The organism is Sphingobacterium sp. ML3W, from assembly GCF_029542085.1.
Lineage (GTDB): Bacteria > Bacteroidota > Bacteroidia > Sphingobacteriales > Sphingobacteriaceae > Sphingobacterium.
Genome location: NZ_CP107036.1, coordinates 4,352,565 through 4,371,643 on the forward strand (window position 1 = coordinate 4,352,565; position 19,079 = coordinate 4,371,643).

A 19,079-nucleotide genomic window follows, 5' to 3' on the forward strand; every position below is an offset into this window, starting at 1 on the left:
CAAAAAGGGGATAACAATACATATGCTGTCCATAGAATCTTCTAAATTAACTGGAACCTGACATCCAAAAAGCCGATAACCTGTTCAAATAAAGTTTTCATCCGTTTAAATTTTTTATTCAGTTGTGATGAAGCGATCAGATTTATTCATCGAGCGTATGCTTTAAGCGGCATTCATGAGCTCGCTTTGCTCGATTATTCGTTCCCTTATAAGATTGAATAAATCATGATGGTTTCATCGGAATAAACTATTCCTTAAACACGATGAAGCGAACATGAGGAATTATTTGTCGCTCTAAGTGAACAACAAAAAACTCATGATGAATTCTAAAAATGGATTTAAACTAACGGGGGGTGGAAAATGGTAAAAATAGGTCTGTAAGAATAATTTTCGTTGTATTCAGGAAACGAGCGCTCCGCTACATCTTCTTGAAATAAAGAAGAGACCTTAAAGTCAAAATTTTGGGAATTATTGATAAAAACGACGTCGATAATACGTGATTCAAGGTTCTTTTGTTCCTTTTCTTCGTGTTCACGCATTTTCTTCATTAGGATACATTGTCCTCTACACGAAAGGGCGTTCTCATTGAAACGGTTGATACATTCATAGCGTGCAATGTAATCTCGATTCAGTTCAAAAATGGACCACAGCCATACTGTTGAGAAGCTCTGGAGGAGCATCAAAGGCAATAAAATCCATATGAACTGTCTAGCTTTCATCTTGTGAGTTCGGCAAATATATAAATGAATCCTTGATTAAACAAATTCAATAGGAACAATAAAGTCCCCAGATAAGGTTTTACCTGGGGACTGAAAAATCAAAAAACAGCTTATTTTGGTACAACTGTAAGCACAGCTTTTTTATTACCGGCTGTTAAATCTAATGTGAATGTATATGTTTTGCCAGTTTCTAACATTTTACCGGTTTTGACACCCAAATTTCCGGAATCACGTCCATTTTTACCATCACCAACAAAAACTAGATCACTTGAGGTTGTAACATCCGTACCACCAAATTCTCCGCCCCAGCCCTTCTGATGGAAAAACTTAAAGTTGATATTATCGGTATTGATAGACTCGCCTGCTCTCAATGTAATTTGGTACTTTTTATTACCCAATGGAGCTAAACAGAGTGCTTTATCTGTATTCCAACCTACCTGATTACTGGATACTTTTGGTTTCCCAACGCCTTCTCCAATTATCCATACGGCACCGGTACCATCTTCCTGCAATTTAGCAAGATCATTTCCGGCCATGGCCTCAACGACGAAGTATTTTAGCGTGAAGTCTGCAGTAACACGGTATTTCCCTGTTATTCCTTTAAACGATATGGCCCCATCAACTGATTGGCTGAAGAAATCCGGATCAATCCACCAATCTTTCAAATCTTCGATACCATCTATCGTGACCGAATTACCTTTGGTCATATTCAGCTCCGCTCTAAAATGTGTATCATCAAGACGACTAAAAACCGTACCATCGATCGCGTAGGCGATAATAAAAGGTGATGCCTGATAAGTTAACGTATTCAATGCGATACTATACACACCAGAGGTCGAATTTGAGAAAGGAATATCCAATGTGGATCCGAGCGTAATGGCATTATTGACCCATCCAAAATTCATGCTATTTCCCTGCTCACCAACCTTTGGCGCCTGAATATATCCTTTTACAGAAAACGGAAAATTCTCTTTGGCCGCATATTGATTCCGCCCGGTTCTCTCCATCCGATAGGACTTTGATTCAGTAACCAAAGTGAGATAAGGAAAGTCCGGACGGCTTAAGTCTATATCAAAAGACTGTTCGGTCTTCTTCTGACTAATATTCTGCAAGACAAACTTAATGGTTGCTTTGCCATCTGGAATGTCTTTCAAAAAAGGGACATAAATTTTTCCGCTATAGTCGCCATTCTCTTTTGTACGAATCGTCGTTTCGGTGACCTTATCGTCTGTAAAATATAATTGAGCTTTCAGCGTAGATAAAGCAACTTCGCTATCCGATACACGAACATTAAACACTAAACTATCACCAAAATGAGCAGCAGAAATAGCTGATTTCAATTCTATTTTGGGATCACCAATTTGATAGACATATTTTTCATCCTTTTTACAAGAACTTACCACAGCTATTGTTCCCAATAGTATATTGATGAGATATCTTTTCATAATCCCAATATTTAGTTTTTCCAACGATAAGAGACAACTGAATTTGCAGGAACCTCATAGCTAAAATGATTTTTACCATCTGCCAACGTGATTTTACGGTTGTCATTCGATTCATTTAATAACACCATAGCGTAGGTACCATCTGTATTTTGAAAGGCACTATAAACCAGCCCCTCTGCTGTATATCCTGTAGCACCAATTCGTGTCGCTCCAGACTTAACCACAGATGAAAGATGTCCTACAATATAATAATGCGAGTTGCGCGTGATGCTCTTATAATTTGATTTGCTAATATCGACAGCACCATAACAGGTTTGACAACCACCTTCGCGATTCGGTCCCTTATCAGTATCCAACATCAAATTCCAAACAATAACACCCTTGCTCCAGTTATTGACCGTTCCCAAAGCCACTTCACGCATATCTTCCATCAAACGCTTGTCGAGATTACGCCCGTCGTTCCATTCTCCTATAGATGTCTCTGTAAAGACCAGCTCCTTATCCGGGCGTTGATTATGAATATCAATTAGCTCCGCTTTATCTCCTCCATAGTTGTGATAAGCTGCGCCAGCAATAAAGGAAGCCGCCCCTGCATCATTATAGATTTTAATAGGATAATCTTCCTGATCAGCCATATTATCGTAATTATAGTTATGGTCAAACGCGTAGATCTTCGTAGCAATACTTGCAGCCTTGAGCTGTGGGCCTAGAGATTGTTTGATAAATGTTTGTTGCTCCTGCCATGACATGTACATTGAAGCAGAATTTTTTCGATTCAATGGCTCATTTTGAACGGTAATTGAATAAATATTAATACCCTCCTTCTTCATTGCTTGAAGCCATTGTACAAAATACCAACCATAATCCTGATAGTATTTTGGATTTAATTGACCGCTAGTCCAAGAATCGAAAGGTTTTAAATCTGTCAGATTATTGACCTTCATCCATTTTGGCGGAGTCCATGGCGATCCCATAATTTTGACGTTTGGATTGATGGCCAGTATTTCTTTCAACACAGGAATGACATATTGCGTTTCTTCTGACTGCAACCCAAAATTTTCCTTTCCTTCTTTGTCCCAACAAGTATACTCGCTCAATGAAAAATCAGAACATCCGATAGCAATACGAATATAGCTCATGCCCATACCATCTTTATCGGAGAAAGTCTCCGTAAGAAATTTCGTCCGATCCTCCTTACTCATTTTCATCAGATTATAACAGGTAGAACCGGTAATAGCTGCACCAAATCCGTCCATTGTCTGAAACTTCTGAGCAGGATTTACGGTAATTGTGTTGGGCGACATATTAAACTTTGTACTAAAATCGACATATTTTTTTGTCAGATCATAGGCACGGTTTGTATTAGTCATCACAATAGTGACATCGCCAGATTTTTTGATATCATCGCCCTGTGAGGGTGTGAAGCTATCACGGTTACAAGATGTTGCCGTGATCAAACAGGACAACAAGAATGTATATATCATAGTGTTATTATTACGTTTCATAAACAATTAAAATAATTAGTATCCTGGATTCTGAACTAAGTTAGGATTCTGGTCAATTTTAGGCTGTGGAATCGGCAGACGGTAGGAATTCTTTGTGAACGGATATACCTGCGCCTTTCTTCCTGAGTCTTTCGCATACACGGCATTCATGACAGTTTCCACCTTATCTAAACGAACTAGATCAAACCAACGCTGCCCCTCGAAGGCTAATTCCAGGCGGCGTTCTTTCAGATATGCTTCCAATAATGCATCTTTATTCGACCGAATTCCTGCAGGTAATTTGGGTAATTTTACACGTGTACGGATCTTATCAATAATGTCAGCTGCACCGGAAAGATCAGTTCCCTGCAGAATCAACGCTTCGGCTTTCAATAATAGAATATCGGCGTAGCGGAGCTTGACAATGCTACTCATGCCCGAACGCAATTTAAACATAAAAGGATAATGGCTCGATGGGTAATAGTTGCTCCAGGTTGTTGTATAGTACACAATCGCTTGCTCCATCCGAATTTGGTCTGCCTCATTTGTATATGCTTGTATCAAATCACGCGATGGTGTGACCCATTTGGCCCATGTAAATGCATTGTCGTAATTGGACAGGTCTCGACCGAACATCCAGGTCGCCCAGTTTCCTGAGCCAGGCATAAATTGCGCTTCTAAAATTGATTCTTTTGTATTTCGTTGTGCTAAATCGGTCTTGGCCGCGTTCACTGCATATAAATCTCCATAATTAGGATTCAAATCAAATCCATCTCCAGTCAATGCATCTGCATACTGAATCACTTTATTATAATCTCTAAGCGGTTTCTCAGCATATAGCTTTGCCAACATAGCTCGGGCTACAGACTTTGTAAACAAAGTTTTATTCGCATTGCTGTTGACCGGGGCATCAACCAGGGCCTCCAAAAGATCCTTCTCAATCTGTTTATGCGCTTCCTCTTCAGTCGCTTGCTTGGGGAAGTACTCCGGATATACCGCTTCGATATTTTCCGCGGTAATATCTTTTCCTTGTGTTGTAATTACTGGAATGGATCCAAATATGCGCACCATATCAAACATCGCAAGCGCCCGAAAGATTTTACCCTGCGCCTTGTAGACTTTGATGTCAGCCTCACTAATGGATTTATCCGCAACACTATCGACATTGATTATTAAACGGTTGGCCCGCGCAATATCTTCCAGATAACGTGCCCAATCCCGATCAACAACGGAATTGGATCCCTCTATAGAATTATTCTCAAATGGTACAACTTCGGCACCTGTTGTTCCTGCGTACGCATTGTCAGCATGAGAATCGCCGATCAGCAATAGATCCAGGTACCAATGCTCTTGCCGATCTCGCATCTGTTGGTAAATTCCCGAAAGAAAATTATCAACCTCGCTTTTGTTTTTAAAGACGATCTGTGTTCCATTTTCAGTTTTACCTTGACTTACATCTGTATAGCTGTCCAGAGGATCACGATTTAGCGAGCAAGATGCCAGCAATAAGCCTGTTATGAGCAAAGGTAAAACGTATTTAATATTTATTTTTTTCATCACAATTCAATTAAAATTCTACATTTACACCAAGTACAAAGGATCTATTTTGTGGATATGTCCCCCAATCGAGGCCTTGTACTCTTCCCGAATTTCCCCACTGGTTTACCTCTGGATCCATGCCTGAATATTTAGTCAGCGTAAATAGGTTGCTTGCCGAAAAATAAGGCTGAATCTTTTGAATTCCAATCTTTTTCAAACGTTCAGGTGCGATAGAATAACCCAATGAAATATTTTTCACGCGCAAATAACTTCCATCTTCCACAAAATAAGATGAGTTTTTGATATCAAAACCTGCTTTGGGCACATGTGTAATCTGTCCGGGAACACGCCAGCGATCGAGTACAACTGTCGTTTGGTTACAACCATCATACATTCCCTCTGTTTCCATTCTGCTCGCATTGAAAATATCATTACCGTAAGTGCCCTGAAGAAATATACTTAAATCAAAATTTTTCCAAGAAAAACTATTTGTCAATCCGTACACAAATTTTGGATTGGGATCCCCGATATAAGTGAGATCGGAAGGAGATGTTTTGCCATCACCATTGAGATCTCTATACATCAATTCACCTGTCTCCGGATTTACACCATCAGAAATATATCCATAAAATCCACCTAAAGGCCTTCCAGGTTCATTCCTAACGACCGTTGCATTGACTAGATTATTTGTAACCGCATCATTGTAGATTTTTGTAAAAACGAGCTTATCCAGACGGTTCTTATTAAACGAAATATTGAAATCCGTATTCCATGTAAAATCGCCTGTGAGATTCTTGGAGTTGATCCCAATCTCAAATCCTTTATTGGTCATTTCGCCCTCATTCCGTTTAATTGTGCTCGCCGAGGAAGACCCTGTAGGCAAGCTCACTTCCATCAACATATCTGTTGTTTTTTTATGGTAGTAATCTAAGGTCAGGTTCAATCGATTATTTAATGTAGAAAAATCTATCCCCACGTTCGCTTGGGTCGTTGTTTCCCATTTTAAATCTGTCGCTCGTAAGGTAGTCGAATTCCCAATATTTGGCGGAGAATATTGATATTTGTCTTCAAACCAAGGTAAACGCTGAATCACATTGAATGAAAGATAAGAGTAGTCCCCCAATCCAGATTGATTCCCGGTCTGACCCCATCCCCCGCGTATTTTAAAGTCATTGATCCAATCCACGTCCTTCATAAAATCCTCCGCAGATAAACGCCATGCTGCCGATACCGAAGGGAAATATCCCCACCGACCAGAAGGACTTAATTTTGATGATCCATCCGCGCGCATATTTGCTGTTACAAGATATTTTCCATCGTAATTGTACATTGCACGGGCAAAATAGGATAGGATGGCCCAATTGGATGCCCCGGACCCAGTTCCATTCCATGAAATCTTGTTTGCCGCATTGAGCGTCTGTATGATACCATTAGCATAATTGGAACCATAAATATAACTATTGGAATATTTGGAATCTGTCCAGGATGACCCTGCCATTGCCTCCAAGCTATGTTTTCCAAAGCTTCTGCTGTAAGTCAGCACATTGTCCCAAGTCAATACCGTGTTTGTGTTGCGAGCATCAGATGCCTCTCCAAACTGATTTCTACCCTGTTGTGTAATCCAGGGATCTAAAAACGTTGTCAGTACACCCGATCGTCTGTCCATTGAAAAAGAGGACTTCCAGGTTAAATTGGGTAAAAAAGATATCAATACACTTCCTGTTGCCAATAATCTATTCTCCCGATTATTGTTATTCTTGGTTCGTTCGAGATTTTCTAAAGGGCTGTTTATATTTAGCCCATTGAAATTAGTATTGTACCGATCAGGAAACAGAGTATCCCATATTGGTGCATAAGTTGGCGTATTAATGATAGAGGTAACCACTCCGCCACGATTAGATCCGTTGCCCGAGATAATCCCGTTGGTATTGTAATCCGCATAAGATAAATTGGCATTAACCTTCATCCATCTTTTTACTTGATTATCTATATTCGCTTTGAAGTTATAACGTCTAAAGAATGAACCTTGCAGCGTGCCTTTCTCTGTCAGATAGCCCCCACCCAAATAATAACGTAATTTCTCGTTACCATCGGAGATTGATAACTGATAATTCTGTTGAACTCCAGTTTTATAGGTTTCCTTAAACCAGTCTGTTTGATCAGTAAGCCCTTCAGGCAGCTTAACATAACCTGTCTCATCCATCAACTCCTTGTATTGTGCGGTATTCAGGACTTTTACGGTATTATTAACCACATTTGCTGTAGCTTGTGCTCCTAAGGTAATTTTAGCTTCCCCAGCTTTTCCGGATTTTGTCGTTACAAGAATAACACCATTTGCTCCACGCGAACCATAAATAGCTGCAGAAGAAGCATCCTTTAAAATCTGAATGTCCGTGATATCACTTGGTGATAAAAATTTGATGTCCTCAACAGGTAATCCATCGACAACATAAAGTGGGTCATTTGAACCATTAAATGAGGTTGTACCCCGGACTTTAATTGACATCTCACCACCGGGTGCTCCATTGGGTTGGATCACAGATACACCTGCAGCCTTCCCTTGTATGGCCTGCCCCAAACTTACGACCGGTCTCTTTTCCAAATCTTTGGTCGATACCGAAGAAATTGCGGTGGTTACATCTTTCCGTTTTACGGCACCATAACCGATCACAATAACGTCTTCAAGTACATTGGTCGATGAGTTCAGCTGAACAGTCATTGTACTATTAGCCGGCAATTCTTTATTGTCGTAGCCAACAAAACTAAATTGAAGAATACTACCGTGAACAGCTGAAATTTGAAAACGCCCATCTCCGTTACTGGAGACCGCATTACTGGTACCTTTCTGTGTAATTGTTACGCCAGTGAGCGGTTTCTGATCTTGGGCATCAAGCACTCGTCCACTGACCTGAATACGGTCTTGTGCAAACACCGAATTCAACCAGGTACACAAGAAAATCAGCCCTATTGAAAAGGTTACTTTTCGAGTAAAGTAAATCATATGAAATAAAAAAATTGGTTATTGTTTTGTCTTTGGTTATTCCAAACTAGCGAGGAGTTTCCCCTGCTCCATCGCTCAAAACAAAACTAGCAGGACCGAAACAGGAAAAAAAGCGGCGGTACTTAAAAAGTACCTCTCAAAAAACACAAAACACTACAAGACAGCGCACTACAAAATAAAACACAAGATAAAAAGTACTAAAAAGAGATCGAATACAGGCTTGTATTATTAATTATTTGGTATTTATCAGTGGATATTAAGGTCGATCAATAGTTGCAATTTGACAAACAGATGCCTCAAAGGCATCGCGATGGCCAGCTGCTTTGTTACGTACCTTGGTTCTATAGTTATAAACTGTACGAAGGGAGTATCTAAGAAAACTAGCGATCTTAACCGAGTCATCTATTCCCAGACGAATCAGGGCAAAAATACGCAGTTCTGTATTGAGCAGTTCATTTTTCTTCGGATATATCTTCTCGTCCTCTTGAAGAAGGGCATTAAATTCATCAACAAACGTTGGATAAAGGTTCAAAAAGATCCGATCAAAATTGATATAGAGTTGTTGTATCTCCCTTTCTTCCATCTGTGTCGATCTCAATTGCTCCCGGATTGCTTCCCATTGGTTATTGGATGCCTTTTTCAGCAATGCTTTTCGTATATCCTCCATTTTGTCAATATAACTTGAACACATATCAAAAAATTGCGCAATATACTCCTCTTTAATGTGATTGGATTCTGAGAGTTTTAAATTCGTTTGATTGATTTCAGTATTCAATGACCGCAACTGCTGATTGGTTCCTGACAATTCCGACCTGATCCTTCGCAAATGCTGGACTTGACGATAGATTACAATCAATCCGATAATTACACCGATCAACAAAATACTAACCACAACAACCAAGGCGATCAATTGCTTATTCTGACTATTGATTTTCTGTTGGTACGCAGCATTAATGATTGGGTAGGAAGAGGTGCCTTCAATAATCCGATAACGCACTTTACACAGCATCGCATCATCAATTGTTTTTTCAATATAGCGAAAGGCACGGTCAAAATCCTGTTTATCATAATAAGCTAGCGCTAAATCATGAAATGAAGCATTGTCTCGATTTGCCATCTCAATATCTGCACTCGCTGAAATAGCCAGATAATAAAGTTGGCCGGCCGTATTTTTTTCGTATTTATAGATCAAGCTAATAAAATAGGACAATAAGGCGCGCTGCTCCAAGTCTTTCTGATTTTCCGTCCAAAGCTTGAAAAATTGCTTTTTCGCATCTTCCCGACTGCCATTAAATAAGGTTTTTATCGCAATGGTCGTCCGATATTCCAATGAAGATTTCGGCAAAACCTGTAATAGTGAATCTCGATAGCGTTCACTTGCCTGATAATATTCCTGACGGTCGTTACTTTGTCCATAATGACTATAAAATGAGCTATAGGTATCGTAATATTTGGCTAAAAGTTTGGTAGCAAGGCCTGCGGAACTAATTTGGTTCAACAATTTTGATGCTTCAATATAACGCCCAATCGTCGAATAAACCCAGGCTAAATCTAGTTGAATAACTGTATGAAGTGAATCATTGTTGGCCGGAGCTAATTTTTGGCAAAGCGTGATATAGGTAAGTGCAGCATCGGAATCGAACTTTTTATAGTTTTCAAAAATTTCATAATTCTTCTCAAAAAAACGAATTTGGTCAGCTTCAAGTGCTTTCGCCTCTTGTTTTAGTTTGGCTAATTTGTCTTCCCGATTTTTAACATACATCTTCTGATTTTCCATTAGATATTCTAAACGTTGAAAAATCTTGGTACTATCCGAATAGTCCTGAGCAGTTAGTAAAAAACTTAAATGAAATAGAAAAATGAAAACAAAAATGCGCTGCAACATAATAAAGCCCGGTTCAACATAGTCAAAGCTAAACTACATAAAAATAACAATAAAAAAGAGGACATCTCACGACGGCCTCTTTCTGTGACCCTCTTTTTGGGGTCTAAGAATTAACAAATTAATTCTTTATCGCATGAAAAATAGTTTCCCTAATTAGCTGAACATTGGGTTTATTTCCACCCACCTCCCAAAGCTTTGTAAAGTAAAATCTGGTTCAAGGTATTTTCTTTCTCCAGTTCAACTTTTCCAATCTGGGCTTCCAAGGATTCTTTTTGAGCTGTAACCACATCCAGCGATGTCACACGTCCCGCAATAAAAAGCTCTTGTGCAGCTTCAATAGATAGATCCAATGCCCTTACGTACTCATCCACAAATGTTCTACGCTTACTGATTGCCTCTTGAGTCATAATGACATTAGAGACTTCGTTATAAGCATTCACAACAGATTTCTCATAGTCTAAAAAAGCAATTCCATAATCGGCTTTTGCAACTTCATACTGTGTCTTCAATTGTCTTTGATTTAATATAGGCAGCGTGATACCACCAAATAAATTATAAGCAATAGATTTGTCCAAATTAAACAACTTGTTGAAACTGAAGCTCTGTAAACCGACAAAAGGGCTAATGGCTACCGAAGGTAGAAAGGCCAACCGTGATGCTTCCTGATTGTTTGACGATGCCATCATCTTCAGGTAAGCAGTTTTAATATCTGGACGCTGATTGACCAGATCATCCGGAGTGCCAAAGGTCATTGCATGATATAGATTTGTATTTTCAATATATTCACTGCGCTTAATAGGCTGATAATATCTTCCCAGCAATCCGTTGATATGATGTTCCCACAGTGCAATCTCCTGACTTAATTTCTCCTGAGCAGATTTAGAATTTGCCAATAGTGCTTTAAACTGTTGCACAGACAGTTCCGTGGCATAACCGGCATCTTTTTTTACCTCAACGACTTCAAGTGCATTCGTATGCAGTTCAATATTACGGTTATACACCTTGATCTTTTGATCGAGAGCCATTAACTCATAATAGGCCGTTGCAATATTGGATACCAATTCTGTTTCTAACAGGCGTTTTCCTTCCTGTTCGGCCAAAAAACCAAAATAAGCAGCTTGCTTCTGGCTTTTTAATTTACCCCATAGATCAATTTCCCACGAAGAACGAAGTCCAATAAAATAATCTGGGATAAATGGTTCTGGCAGCTTTTCATCATTTTTCAAATTACTCGAAAAATTTGAATCATAGTTACCGATACCCGATTCCGTGTAGTGCCCATATTTACGTATCCCGCCCTCAACAGCTGCTTCTACAGTAGGGCCTAATGCAGCCTTTCGCTGTTTAAAATAAGCCTGTGCTGATTCAAGCCGTAAGATCGATTGGCGAATATCAATATTATGCTGTAATGCGGAATCAATCAATGCAACTAAAAGTGGATCCTTAAAAATCTCGCGCCAAGACCGATTCCCCACATTTACGCTATCAACAGCAGTCCTTTCTGAAAATGCTGTCGGTACGGCAATTTTATCAGGCTGTGCCGCCTTCTTGGGGACAGAACAGCTACCAAAAAGAATGAGTGCAGCAATCACTAACGATGTCTGTTTTATAACCTGTTTTTTATTCTCCTTTTTTGAGAATAAGATAACCAGCCCCGGGATAACAATAACACCTAATATCGTTCCGATAAGCATACCACCAACTGCAGCAGTACCAATACTCCGGTTCCCCAAAGCACCAGCCCCACTAGCCATCATTAATGGAATCAATCCAGCAATAAATGCAAAAGAAGTCATCAAAATAGGACGTAAACGCGCGACAGCCCCCTCAATTGAGGCAGTCACAATATCCATTCCCTGCTTATATTTCAAATTGGCATATTCCACAATTAGGATCGCATTTTTACCCAAAAGACCGATCAGCATGACCAGTGCGACCTGGGCATAAATATTGTTTTCCAAGCCAAATATTTTCAGGAAAATAAAGGCTCCAAAAATTCCGGCAGGTAAACAGAGGAGAACTGGTAATGGTAATAAAAAGCTTTCGTACTGAGCACACAACAACAGATAAACAAAGAGTAAACAGAGCGCAAAAATATACAGGGCCTGATTTCCTGAAATCTTCTGTTCACGGGTCATCCCCGACCATTCGATACTGTAACCTTGCGGTAAAGATGATGCAATCTTTTCAACTTCCTCGATCGCCTGTCCTGAACTAAACCCAGGAGAAGACTGACCTGTCACCATCGCTGAGCTAAACATATTATAACGCGTAATCTGCTCTGGACCGTAAATACGCTCCATGGAAATAAAAGCATTATAAGGTACCATCTCTCCGGTTTCATTCTTTACATATAGACGGAGTACATCCTCAGGCCGCTGGCGATACTCAGGTCCTGCCTGTACCATCACCTTATACATTTGCCCGTAACGGATGAAATTTGTTGCATAGAGACTCCCCATCAAGGTTTGTAGGGTATTCATTGCATTTTCTACCGATATCCCTTTCTTTGCAGCCATATCATAGTCTACTTTCAGCATATACTGCGGAAAGTTAACATCAAAACTGGAACTGATATCCTGAATGACTTCACTTTTCTCCATATCCTCCATAAATTTCTGCAATACCTCCGCCGTCTTATTGAGATCTTCATTCCCGCTACGGTCCAACAACCGTAATTCAAAACCTGAAGAGTTACCAAATCCCGGAACTGTCGGAGGAGGGAAGAAATCAATTTGCCCATCTACAAAATCCTTTGTTTTCTCCCGCAATTCCTTGATTACATCATCGACCGTTTGATCTCTTTCTTTCCAAGGTTTAAGGTTAATCATCCCCATTCCATACGATGCACCGGAGACCTCAGTAACGATACTATATCCCGATAGGGTTGAAACTGTTTCGACAATATCCAACTTACGTGCAACGGAATCAATCTTATCCAATACGCGCTCTGTACGATCTACTGTTGCCCCCGGAGGTGTAGTTACCGAGACATAGATCATACCTTGATCTTCTGTTGGAATAAAACCCGATGGCAATATCGCACTGCTTCCCCAAGTAGCAACAAAGAATCCACCCAACAATAGTAGTGTGAGTCCGCGTCTAGCACTTGTTTTCATCAATATTCCTTTATAACCGAAAGCGGTTCGGTCATAAATAGCATTGAATTGTTTGAAAAAACGGTCCAACCAATTATTGGATGGTTTGCGATCATGTGGTGATTTTAAGAAAAGCGCACATAACGCAGGTGTCAACGTTAGGGCATTTATACCTGAAATCACGATAGCCGCGGCCAAAGTCAGCGAAAATTGCCTATAAAATATACCTACTGGGCCTGAAAGAAAGGCAACAGGAACGAAAACTGCCGACATCACCAATGTGATCGCGACTACAGCTCCCCCAACTTCTTTCATTGCTTCTAAGGTCGCTTCCATGGGTTGTAGATGTTCTTCCTCCATCTTAGCGTAAACCGCTTCCACGACCACAATCCCGTTGTCGACCACAATTCCGATCGCCAATACCAATGCAAATAGTGTTAGTAGATTGATTGAGAAGCCTAACATCTGCATGAAAAACAAAGCTCCAATCAGACAGACCGGTACCGCCAGAATTGGGATAACTGTCGCTCTAAAATCCTGTAAAAATATAAACACGACAATAAACACCAGTAGAAATGCTTCCAGTAGGGTCTTTATAACCGATGAAATAGATGCATCCAAGAAACGTGACACATCATAGCCCATGGTATAGGTCATACCCGCTGGAAATGAAGTCTGCTTCAGTTCTGCCATACGATCTTTTACCCGTTGAATAACCTCCTGCGCGTTTGATCCTGGTAGCTGTTTTAACATGATGGACGCAGATGGGCGTCCATCTGTTTTGGAGACCATTTCATAATCCAGGGAGCCGAACTCAACGTCAGCTACATCCTTGATACGAATAATCGAACCATTGGAATTTGCACGAATAGGCACATTGGCATATTCATCAATCTCCGTAAATTTTCCTGGATAACGCAAGACATACTGTTGCATATTGCGCATTTTGTCTGAGCTAATCCCAGTTTGCCCAGGTGCAGCCTCAATATTCTGTTTGCGCAAAGCCGCTACCACATCTTCGGCAGAGATATTATATGCCGCCATACGATCGGGTTTTACCCATACACGCATCGCATAATCCCGCATACCCATAATCTGGGCTAGCCCGACACCTTCAATACGTTTCAGCTCCTTCAGGATATTGATATCGGCGAAATTATAGATGAAACGTTCATCTGCAGTTTCATCGTCAGTAAAGACATTCAGGTACATCAACATTGAGTTGACTTCTTTCTCTGTCGTTACCCCAGCTTTAATAACTTCCTCAGGCAATTCATCCAGTACAGTCGTTACCCTGTTCTGAACATTGACCGCAGCAATATCCGGGTCCGTTCCTACTTCAAAGAAAATCTGTATCACCGTACTTCCATTATTAGTTGATACGGAGTTCATATAGGTCATCCCTGCAACACCATTGATCGCTTTCTCCAATGGAATAGCGACGGCATTGGTACTTACTTCGGCATTCGCACCAGTATAATTGGCGTTCACAACCACCGATGGCGGCACAATATCTGGAAATTGCGTAATCGGCAACGTAAATAATGCCAGTAAGCCCAAGAGTGTAATAAAAACCGATATTACAAGCGATAATATGGGCCTTTTTATAAATGTTTCAAACATAATTTATCCTCCGCTACAGCCTCCTCAATTTTGGATTAATTTTCATTCCATTACGCAAATTTTGCACACCTTCATAAACCACTTTAACATTTGGATCGAGCCCACCTTCAACAATGTAATAATGGCCTACACGAGGCCCCGCAATAAAAGGTGTCATCTTGACTGTACTATCAGCCTGCATGGTATAAACATAAGTTTTGTCCTGTATCTCAAATACTGATTTCTGATGTACAAATGCATGTTCTCCAGTTTCCATCGGGACAGCAATCTTACCAGTAGCACCGTGTTTCAGGATATGTTCCTTATTTGGAAATTGTACACGAAGTGCGATAGACCCCGTATTTGCCTCAAATTCACTTTCGACAATATGTGCTACCCCTTCATGTGGGTATAAGACCCCATTCGCCAAAATTAATTTCACCGTTTTACGGGTTTCCTTCCCATTCATTTTATCTTGCATCATCGTCAGGTATTCCCGTTCTGAAATATCAAAATAAACATTGACCTGGCTTAGATCAGAAATCGTGGTGATGAGGCTTCCCTCTGTCAGTAGCGAACCTTCCTTCAATAAGATCCGATCTATCCGACCATCAAATGGTGCCTGGATCACCGTATAATCCAATCTCGTTTGGGCTTGATTAACTAAAGCACGGGCTTCTTCAATTTTAGAATTAGCGGCCTTCAACTGAATTTTTAATAGATTATATTCCGAAGGACTCACAATATTTTTATCCACCAACTTTTGGGTTCTTTCCATCTCAAGCTTGATTTTTTGAGCTTCAGCAATGGAATTATCATATTGCGCTTTTGCTTTGGCAACCTCCGAGCGATACTCTTCGTTATTATATCGGAATAAAATCTGGCCTTTCTTTACCCAAGCACCCTCGTCCACATATATTTTATCTAGAAATCCATTTAATTTGGATCGAATCTCAACATTTTTCAAGGCCTGAATATCTGCAATATACTCCTGATAGACAGTCGTATCCATTACAACAAGCGGTGTAATTGGTATATTCTTAATTTCTTCTTTTTGCTCGGCATTAGCATTGGAGGAGCTGCAAGAAGCCAGCATCCCTACCGTACCCAATAATAGGCACAGTGCAAATAATTTCTTCATAAAAACGATAAAAAATAAAATGTAAAACTAGATGGGAGCTACAATAATATTGTGTAGGAAGACACCAGAGCTACTGCCCCTGGACACCAGAAAAATAAAAAACACTATTATTTTATAGACTCCAATAGAAAAGTATAGGAGAATCCTTAGAAAGGCCGGAATCTATATAAAAATTGATAATATCCTGGTCGACAAATAGTTTTTGACCGATAAAATGGATGTATTTTATCCTTAGAAAAGCATAATGCAGTAAATACAATCCCAAAAACAAATATGAAAATGGATAGTACCTGACTATTGACAGAAAATATACGATAGTCGTCCTGCAGTAGGACTTTCTCTTCTTGTGAAGAATGAATAGGTTCTAGATCCAATACATCATCCAAAAAATACTCCACCATCGTTTCTCCCGCATGCAGCACTTGCCCCGTCGTCGATGAGAATGACTCATACGTCAAGAGATTGAGATACGCAAAGAGTGTTAAAAGATGAAATAATTTACCTAACATATCGAATTTTCGAACCACAAAGGTATGACTTTAAATAGCCAAGATTATTTTATTCGTGTAAAAAAACCATGACAGCAAATAGATTGGTCATCATGGTTTTTTTGTCTCACTTTTTTAAGTGAATTGTACCTGTGATTTTTTTATACTATTTTATTTATTTCCTGATCTTTCGTACTAAAACTTTTCGTTACTGAAAGAATATGGAGCATCGTCCTTCTTGATTCCTCTATTTTTATTCGGTTCTGTACTCATTTTAAATTCCAGATCTGCTCCTTTTAGGAGATCCGAATAGCGAATATAGTTTTTCTCATAAGCTTTTCCATTCCAGGAGAGCTGGTTCACATAAACCTGATCGACCCGCTCTTGCTTCGCATGAATATGGACTTTTTTCCCATTTTCGAGTTTTAAGGTCACGCTATCAAACTGAGGTGAACCAATAACATATTCTCCAGATCCGGGTGAAACAGGATAAAATCCCAATGATGAAAAAACATACCAAGCAGAAGTCTGTCCATTATCCTCATCACCACAGTAGCCATCTGGTGTCGGAAGGTACAGTTTATCCATGATCTTACGGACCCAATATTGTGCCTTCCATGGTTCTGCGGCATAGTTATAGAGGTAAGGCATATGTTGGATCGGTTGATTACCATGCGCATATTGCCCCATATTCATGACCTGCATTTCACGCATCTCGTGGATCATGCTACGACTTTTCATACCTTCATAACTTGGGATAACAAAGACAGTATCCAACATGGAAACGAAAGATTTATTTCCGCCCATCAAATCGATTAGTCCCTGTGGATCATGGAATACACAAAAACTCCAATGCCATGCATTACCTTCAGTATATTCACGGGACCAAGCACTTGGATCAAAATTTGCAACAAAAGAACCATCAGCTTTTTTACCACGCATCAACTTTGTCGTTGGGTCAAAAAGATTTTTGTAATTCATCGCCCGTTGTGCATAAATAGCTGTTTCAGATTTTGGTTTACCTAAGGTCTTTCCAAATTCATAAATACACCAATCGTTATAGGCATATTCCAAGGAGCGGGCTACGTTCTGGTCAACCTTTACATCTGCTGGAATATAACCTAGTTTATTATAGTACTCATGGCCAAAACGCCCAGTAGAAGAATGTTTTGGATACGCATTATGTGCACCATGTTTCAGGGCCTCCCAAAGAATTTCTTTATCATAACCTGTTCGATTAGTCACCAAAGCATCCGCTACTACCGATGCAGAATTATTACCGATCATAGACGCACGATGCCCCGGTGATGCCCATTCTGGCAAGTATCCACTTTCCTTGTAGGCATTCACTAAGCCCTCCTGCATACGATCATTCATAGATGGATAGAGCAAGTTCAAAAGCGGAAATAAACTTCTGAATGTGTCCCAAAAGCCTGTATCTGTGAACATTTCACCAGGTAGGATCTGGCCGTTATAAGGGCTATAATGAATTCGTCTTCCTGAACCATCAATCTCGGAGAAATCTCGTGGAAATAATGTTGAACGATAGAGACAGGAATAAAACGTACGCAAACGATCCACGTTTTTATCCTCTACCTGAACACGCCCCAATACCTCGTTCCATTGTTGTTTGCCTTCATCTGCAACCTGCTCAAATGTTTTAGACTTCACTTCATTGAGATTAAGCTCCGCCTGTTCAAAACTAATAAAGGAAGAAGCAACCTTTGCCATTACTTTCTCTCCTCTTTTTAAAGAAGGGAAGCCAATGATCGCTCCAGCATGATCATCCTGAATTTCCAATTCATTATCCTTGATATTGCCATTCCTTACACCAGCTTTATACGAAAAAGGCCGATCAAAAGTTATGACAAAATAATTCTTAAAATTATCTGGAACACCACCACTATTTTTGGTCGAATAACCTATAATTTTATTTTCTTGAGGAATAACCTTGATATACGATCCCTTATCAAAGGCATCAATAATCACATAAGCCTGTTCTGTTTTGGGAAAAGTAAATTGAAATACCGCAGCCCTTTGGGAAGGTGTAAGCTCAGTAGTGACATCATGATCTGCCAGGTAAACACTATAATAATAGGGTTTCACAACCTCGGCTTTATGCGAGAACCAACTCGCCCGTTTTTCCTGATCAAACTGTGGTTTACCCGTCATCGGCATCAACGAGAATTGTCCATAATCATTATTCCAGGGACTAGGTTGATGCGTTTGCTTAAATCCCTTGATCTTATCCGCAGTATAAGTATATACCCAACCATCGCCCATATTACCTGTCTGCGGTGTCCAGAAGTTCATTCCCCAAGGACGCGCGATGGCAGGATAGGTATTCCCATTAGACAGCTCGTATTTAGATTCTGTACCAATCAAAGGGTTTACATAGTCTACCGGAGAAGATTGTTGCGCTAAACTTACATGAGACGCAAAAAGAAAAAGGACACCGCCTGTTATTTTTTTAATGTTAAACATAATTCTTGTTTTGGTTGAAGCCGTCCTAAAATTCATCAAAAAGCTAAAACGTATTAGTAAATATAATATAAGAAATTTAAATATAGAGGATAACAAGCCTATTTTCACAAGATGGTTACAAAAAATCCCCTATTCAAGTGGTTGCCTGAATAGGGGATTGTATCTTTTAAAACATGATCAAATGAGATTTTAC

General features: G+C 39.9%; 10 protein-coding genes. All 10 read right to left on the reverse strand.

Annotated features, from left to right (window positions below; all coding sequences use genetic code 11):
* Positions 1-338: 338 nt before the first annotated feature.
* Positions 339-719: a hypothetical protein gene (locus OGI71_RS18515; RefSeq protein ID WP_120261872.1), complete on the reverse strand. Its 381-nt coding sequence runs from the start codon at positions 717-719 to the stop codon at positions 339-341.
* A 110-nt stretch (positions 720-829) separates the two neighbouring features.
* Positions 830-2,164, reverse strand: a complete 1,335-nt coding sequence (locus OGI71_RS18520; protein ID WP_282250942.1) for a DUF5125 domain-containing protein — start codon at positions 2,162-2,164, stop codon at positions 830-832.
* 11 nt (positions 2,165-2,175) lie between these two features.
* Positions 2,176-3,648, reverse strand: coding sequence for a glycoside hydrolase family 30 beta sandwich domain-containing protein (locus OGI71_RS18525; RefSeq protein ID WP_282250943.1), 1,473 nt, complete (start codon positions 3,646-3,648; stop codon positions 2,176-2,178).
* Positions 3,649-3,684: 36 nt separating this feature from the next.
* Positions 3,685-5,205 carry a RagB/SusD family nutrient uptake outer membrane protein gene (locus OGI71_RS18530; protein WP_282250944.1) on the reverse strand — a complete coding sequence of 507 codons (1,521 nt, stop codon included), beginning with the start codon at positions 5,203-5,205 and terminating at the stop codon, positions 3,685-3,687.
* 10 nt (positions 5,206-5,215) lie between these two features.
* Positions 5,216-8,188, reverse strand: coding sequence for a TonB-dependent receptor (locus OGI71_RS18535; protein WP_282250945.1), 2,973 nt, complete (start codon positions 8,186-8,188; stop codon positions 5,216-5,218).
* A 256-nt stretch (positions 8,189-8,444) separates the two neighbouring features.
* Positions 8,445-9,965, reverse strand: coding sequence for a DUF6377 domain-containing protein (locus tag OGI71_RS18540; RefSeq protein ID WP_282250946.1), 1,521 nt, complete (start codon positions 9,963-9,965; stop codon positions 8,445-8,447).
* Between the two features lie 278 nt (positions 9,966-10,243).
* The gene (locus tag OGI71_RS18545) at positions 10,244-14,794 is read right to left on the reverse strand and encodes an efflux RND transporter permease subunit (RefSeq protein ID WP_282250947.1); all 4,551 of its coding nucleotides are present in this window, start codon (positions 14,792-14,794) and stop codon (positions 10,244-10,246) included.
* Positions 14,795-14,807: 13 nt separating this feature from the next.
* Positions 14,808-15,914 carry an efflux RND transporter periplasmic adaptor subunit gene (locus tag OGI71_RS18550; RefSeq protein ID WP_282250949.1) on the reverse strand — a complete coding sequence of 369 codons (1,107 nt, stop codon included), beginning with the start codon at positions 15,912-15,914 and terminating at the stop codon, positions 14,808-14,810.
* A gap of 146 nt (positions 15,915-16,060) precedes the next feature.
* Complete coding sequence (locus OGI71_RS18555; RefSeq protein ID WP_259186610.1) at positions 16,061-16,423, reverse strand: hypothetical protein; 363 nt, start codon at positions 16,421-16,423, stop codon at positions 16,061-16,063.
* Between the two features lie 174 nt (positions 16,424-16,597).
* Positions 16,598-18,886, reverse strand: a complete 2,289-nt coding sequence (locus OGI71_RS18560) for a GH92 family glycosyl hydrolase (RefSeq protein ID WP_282250952.1) — start codon at positions 18,884-18,886, stop codon at positions 16,598-16,600.
* Positions 18,887-19,079: the final 193 nt, after the last annotated feature.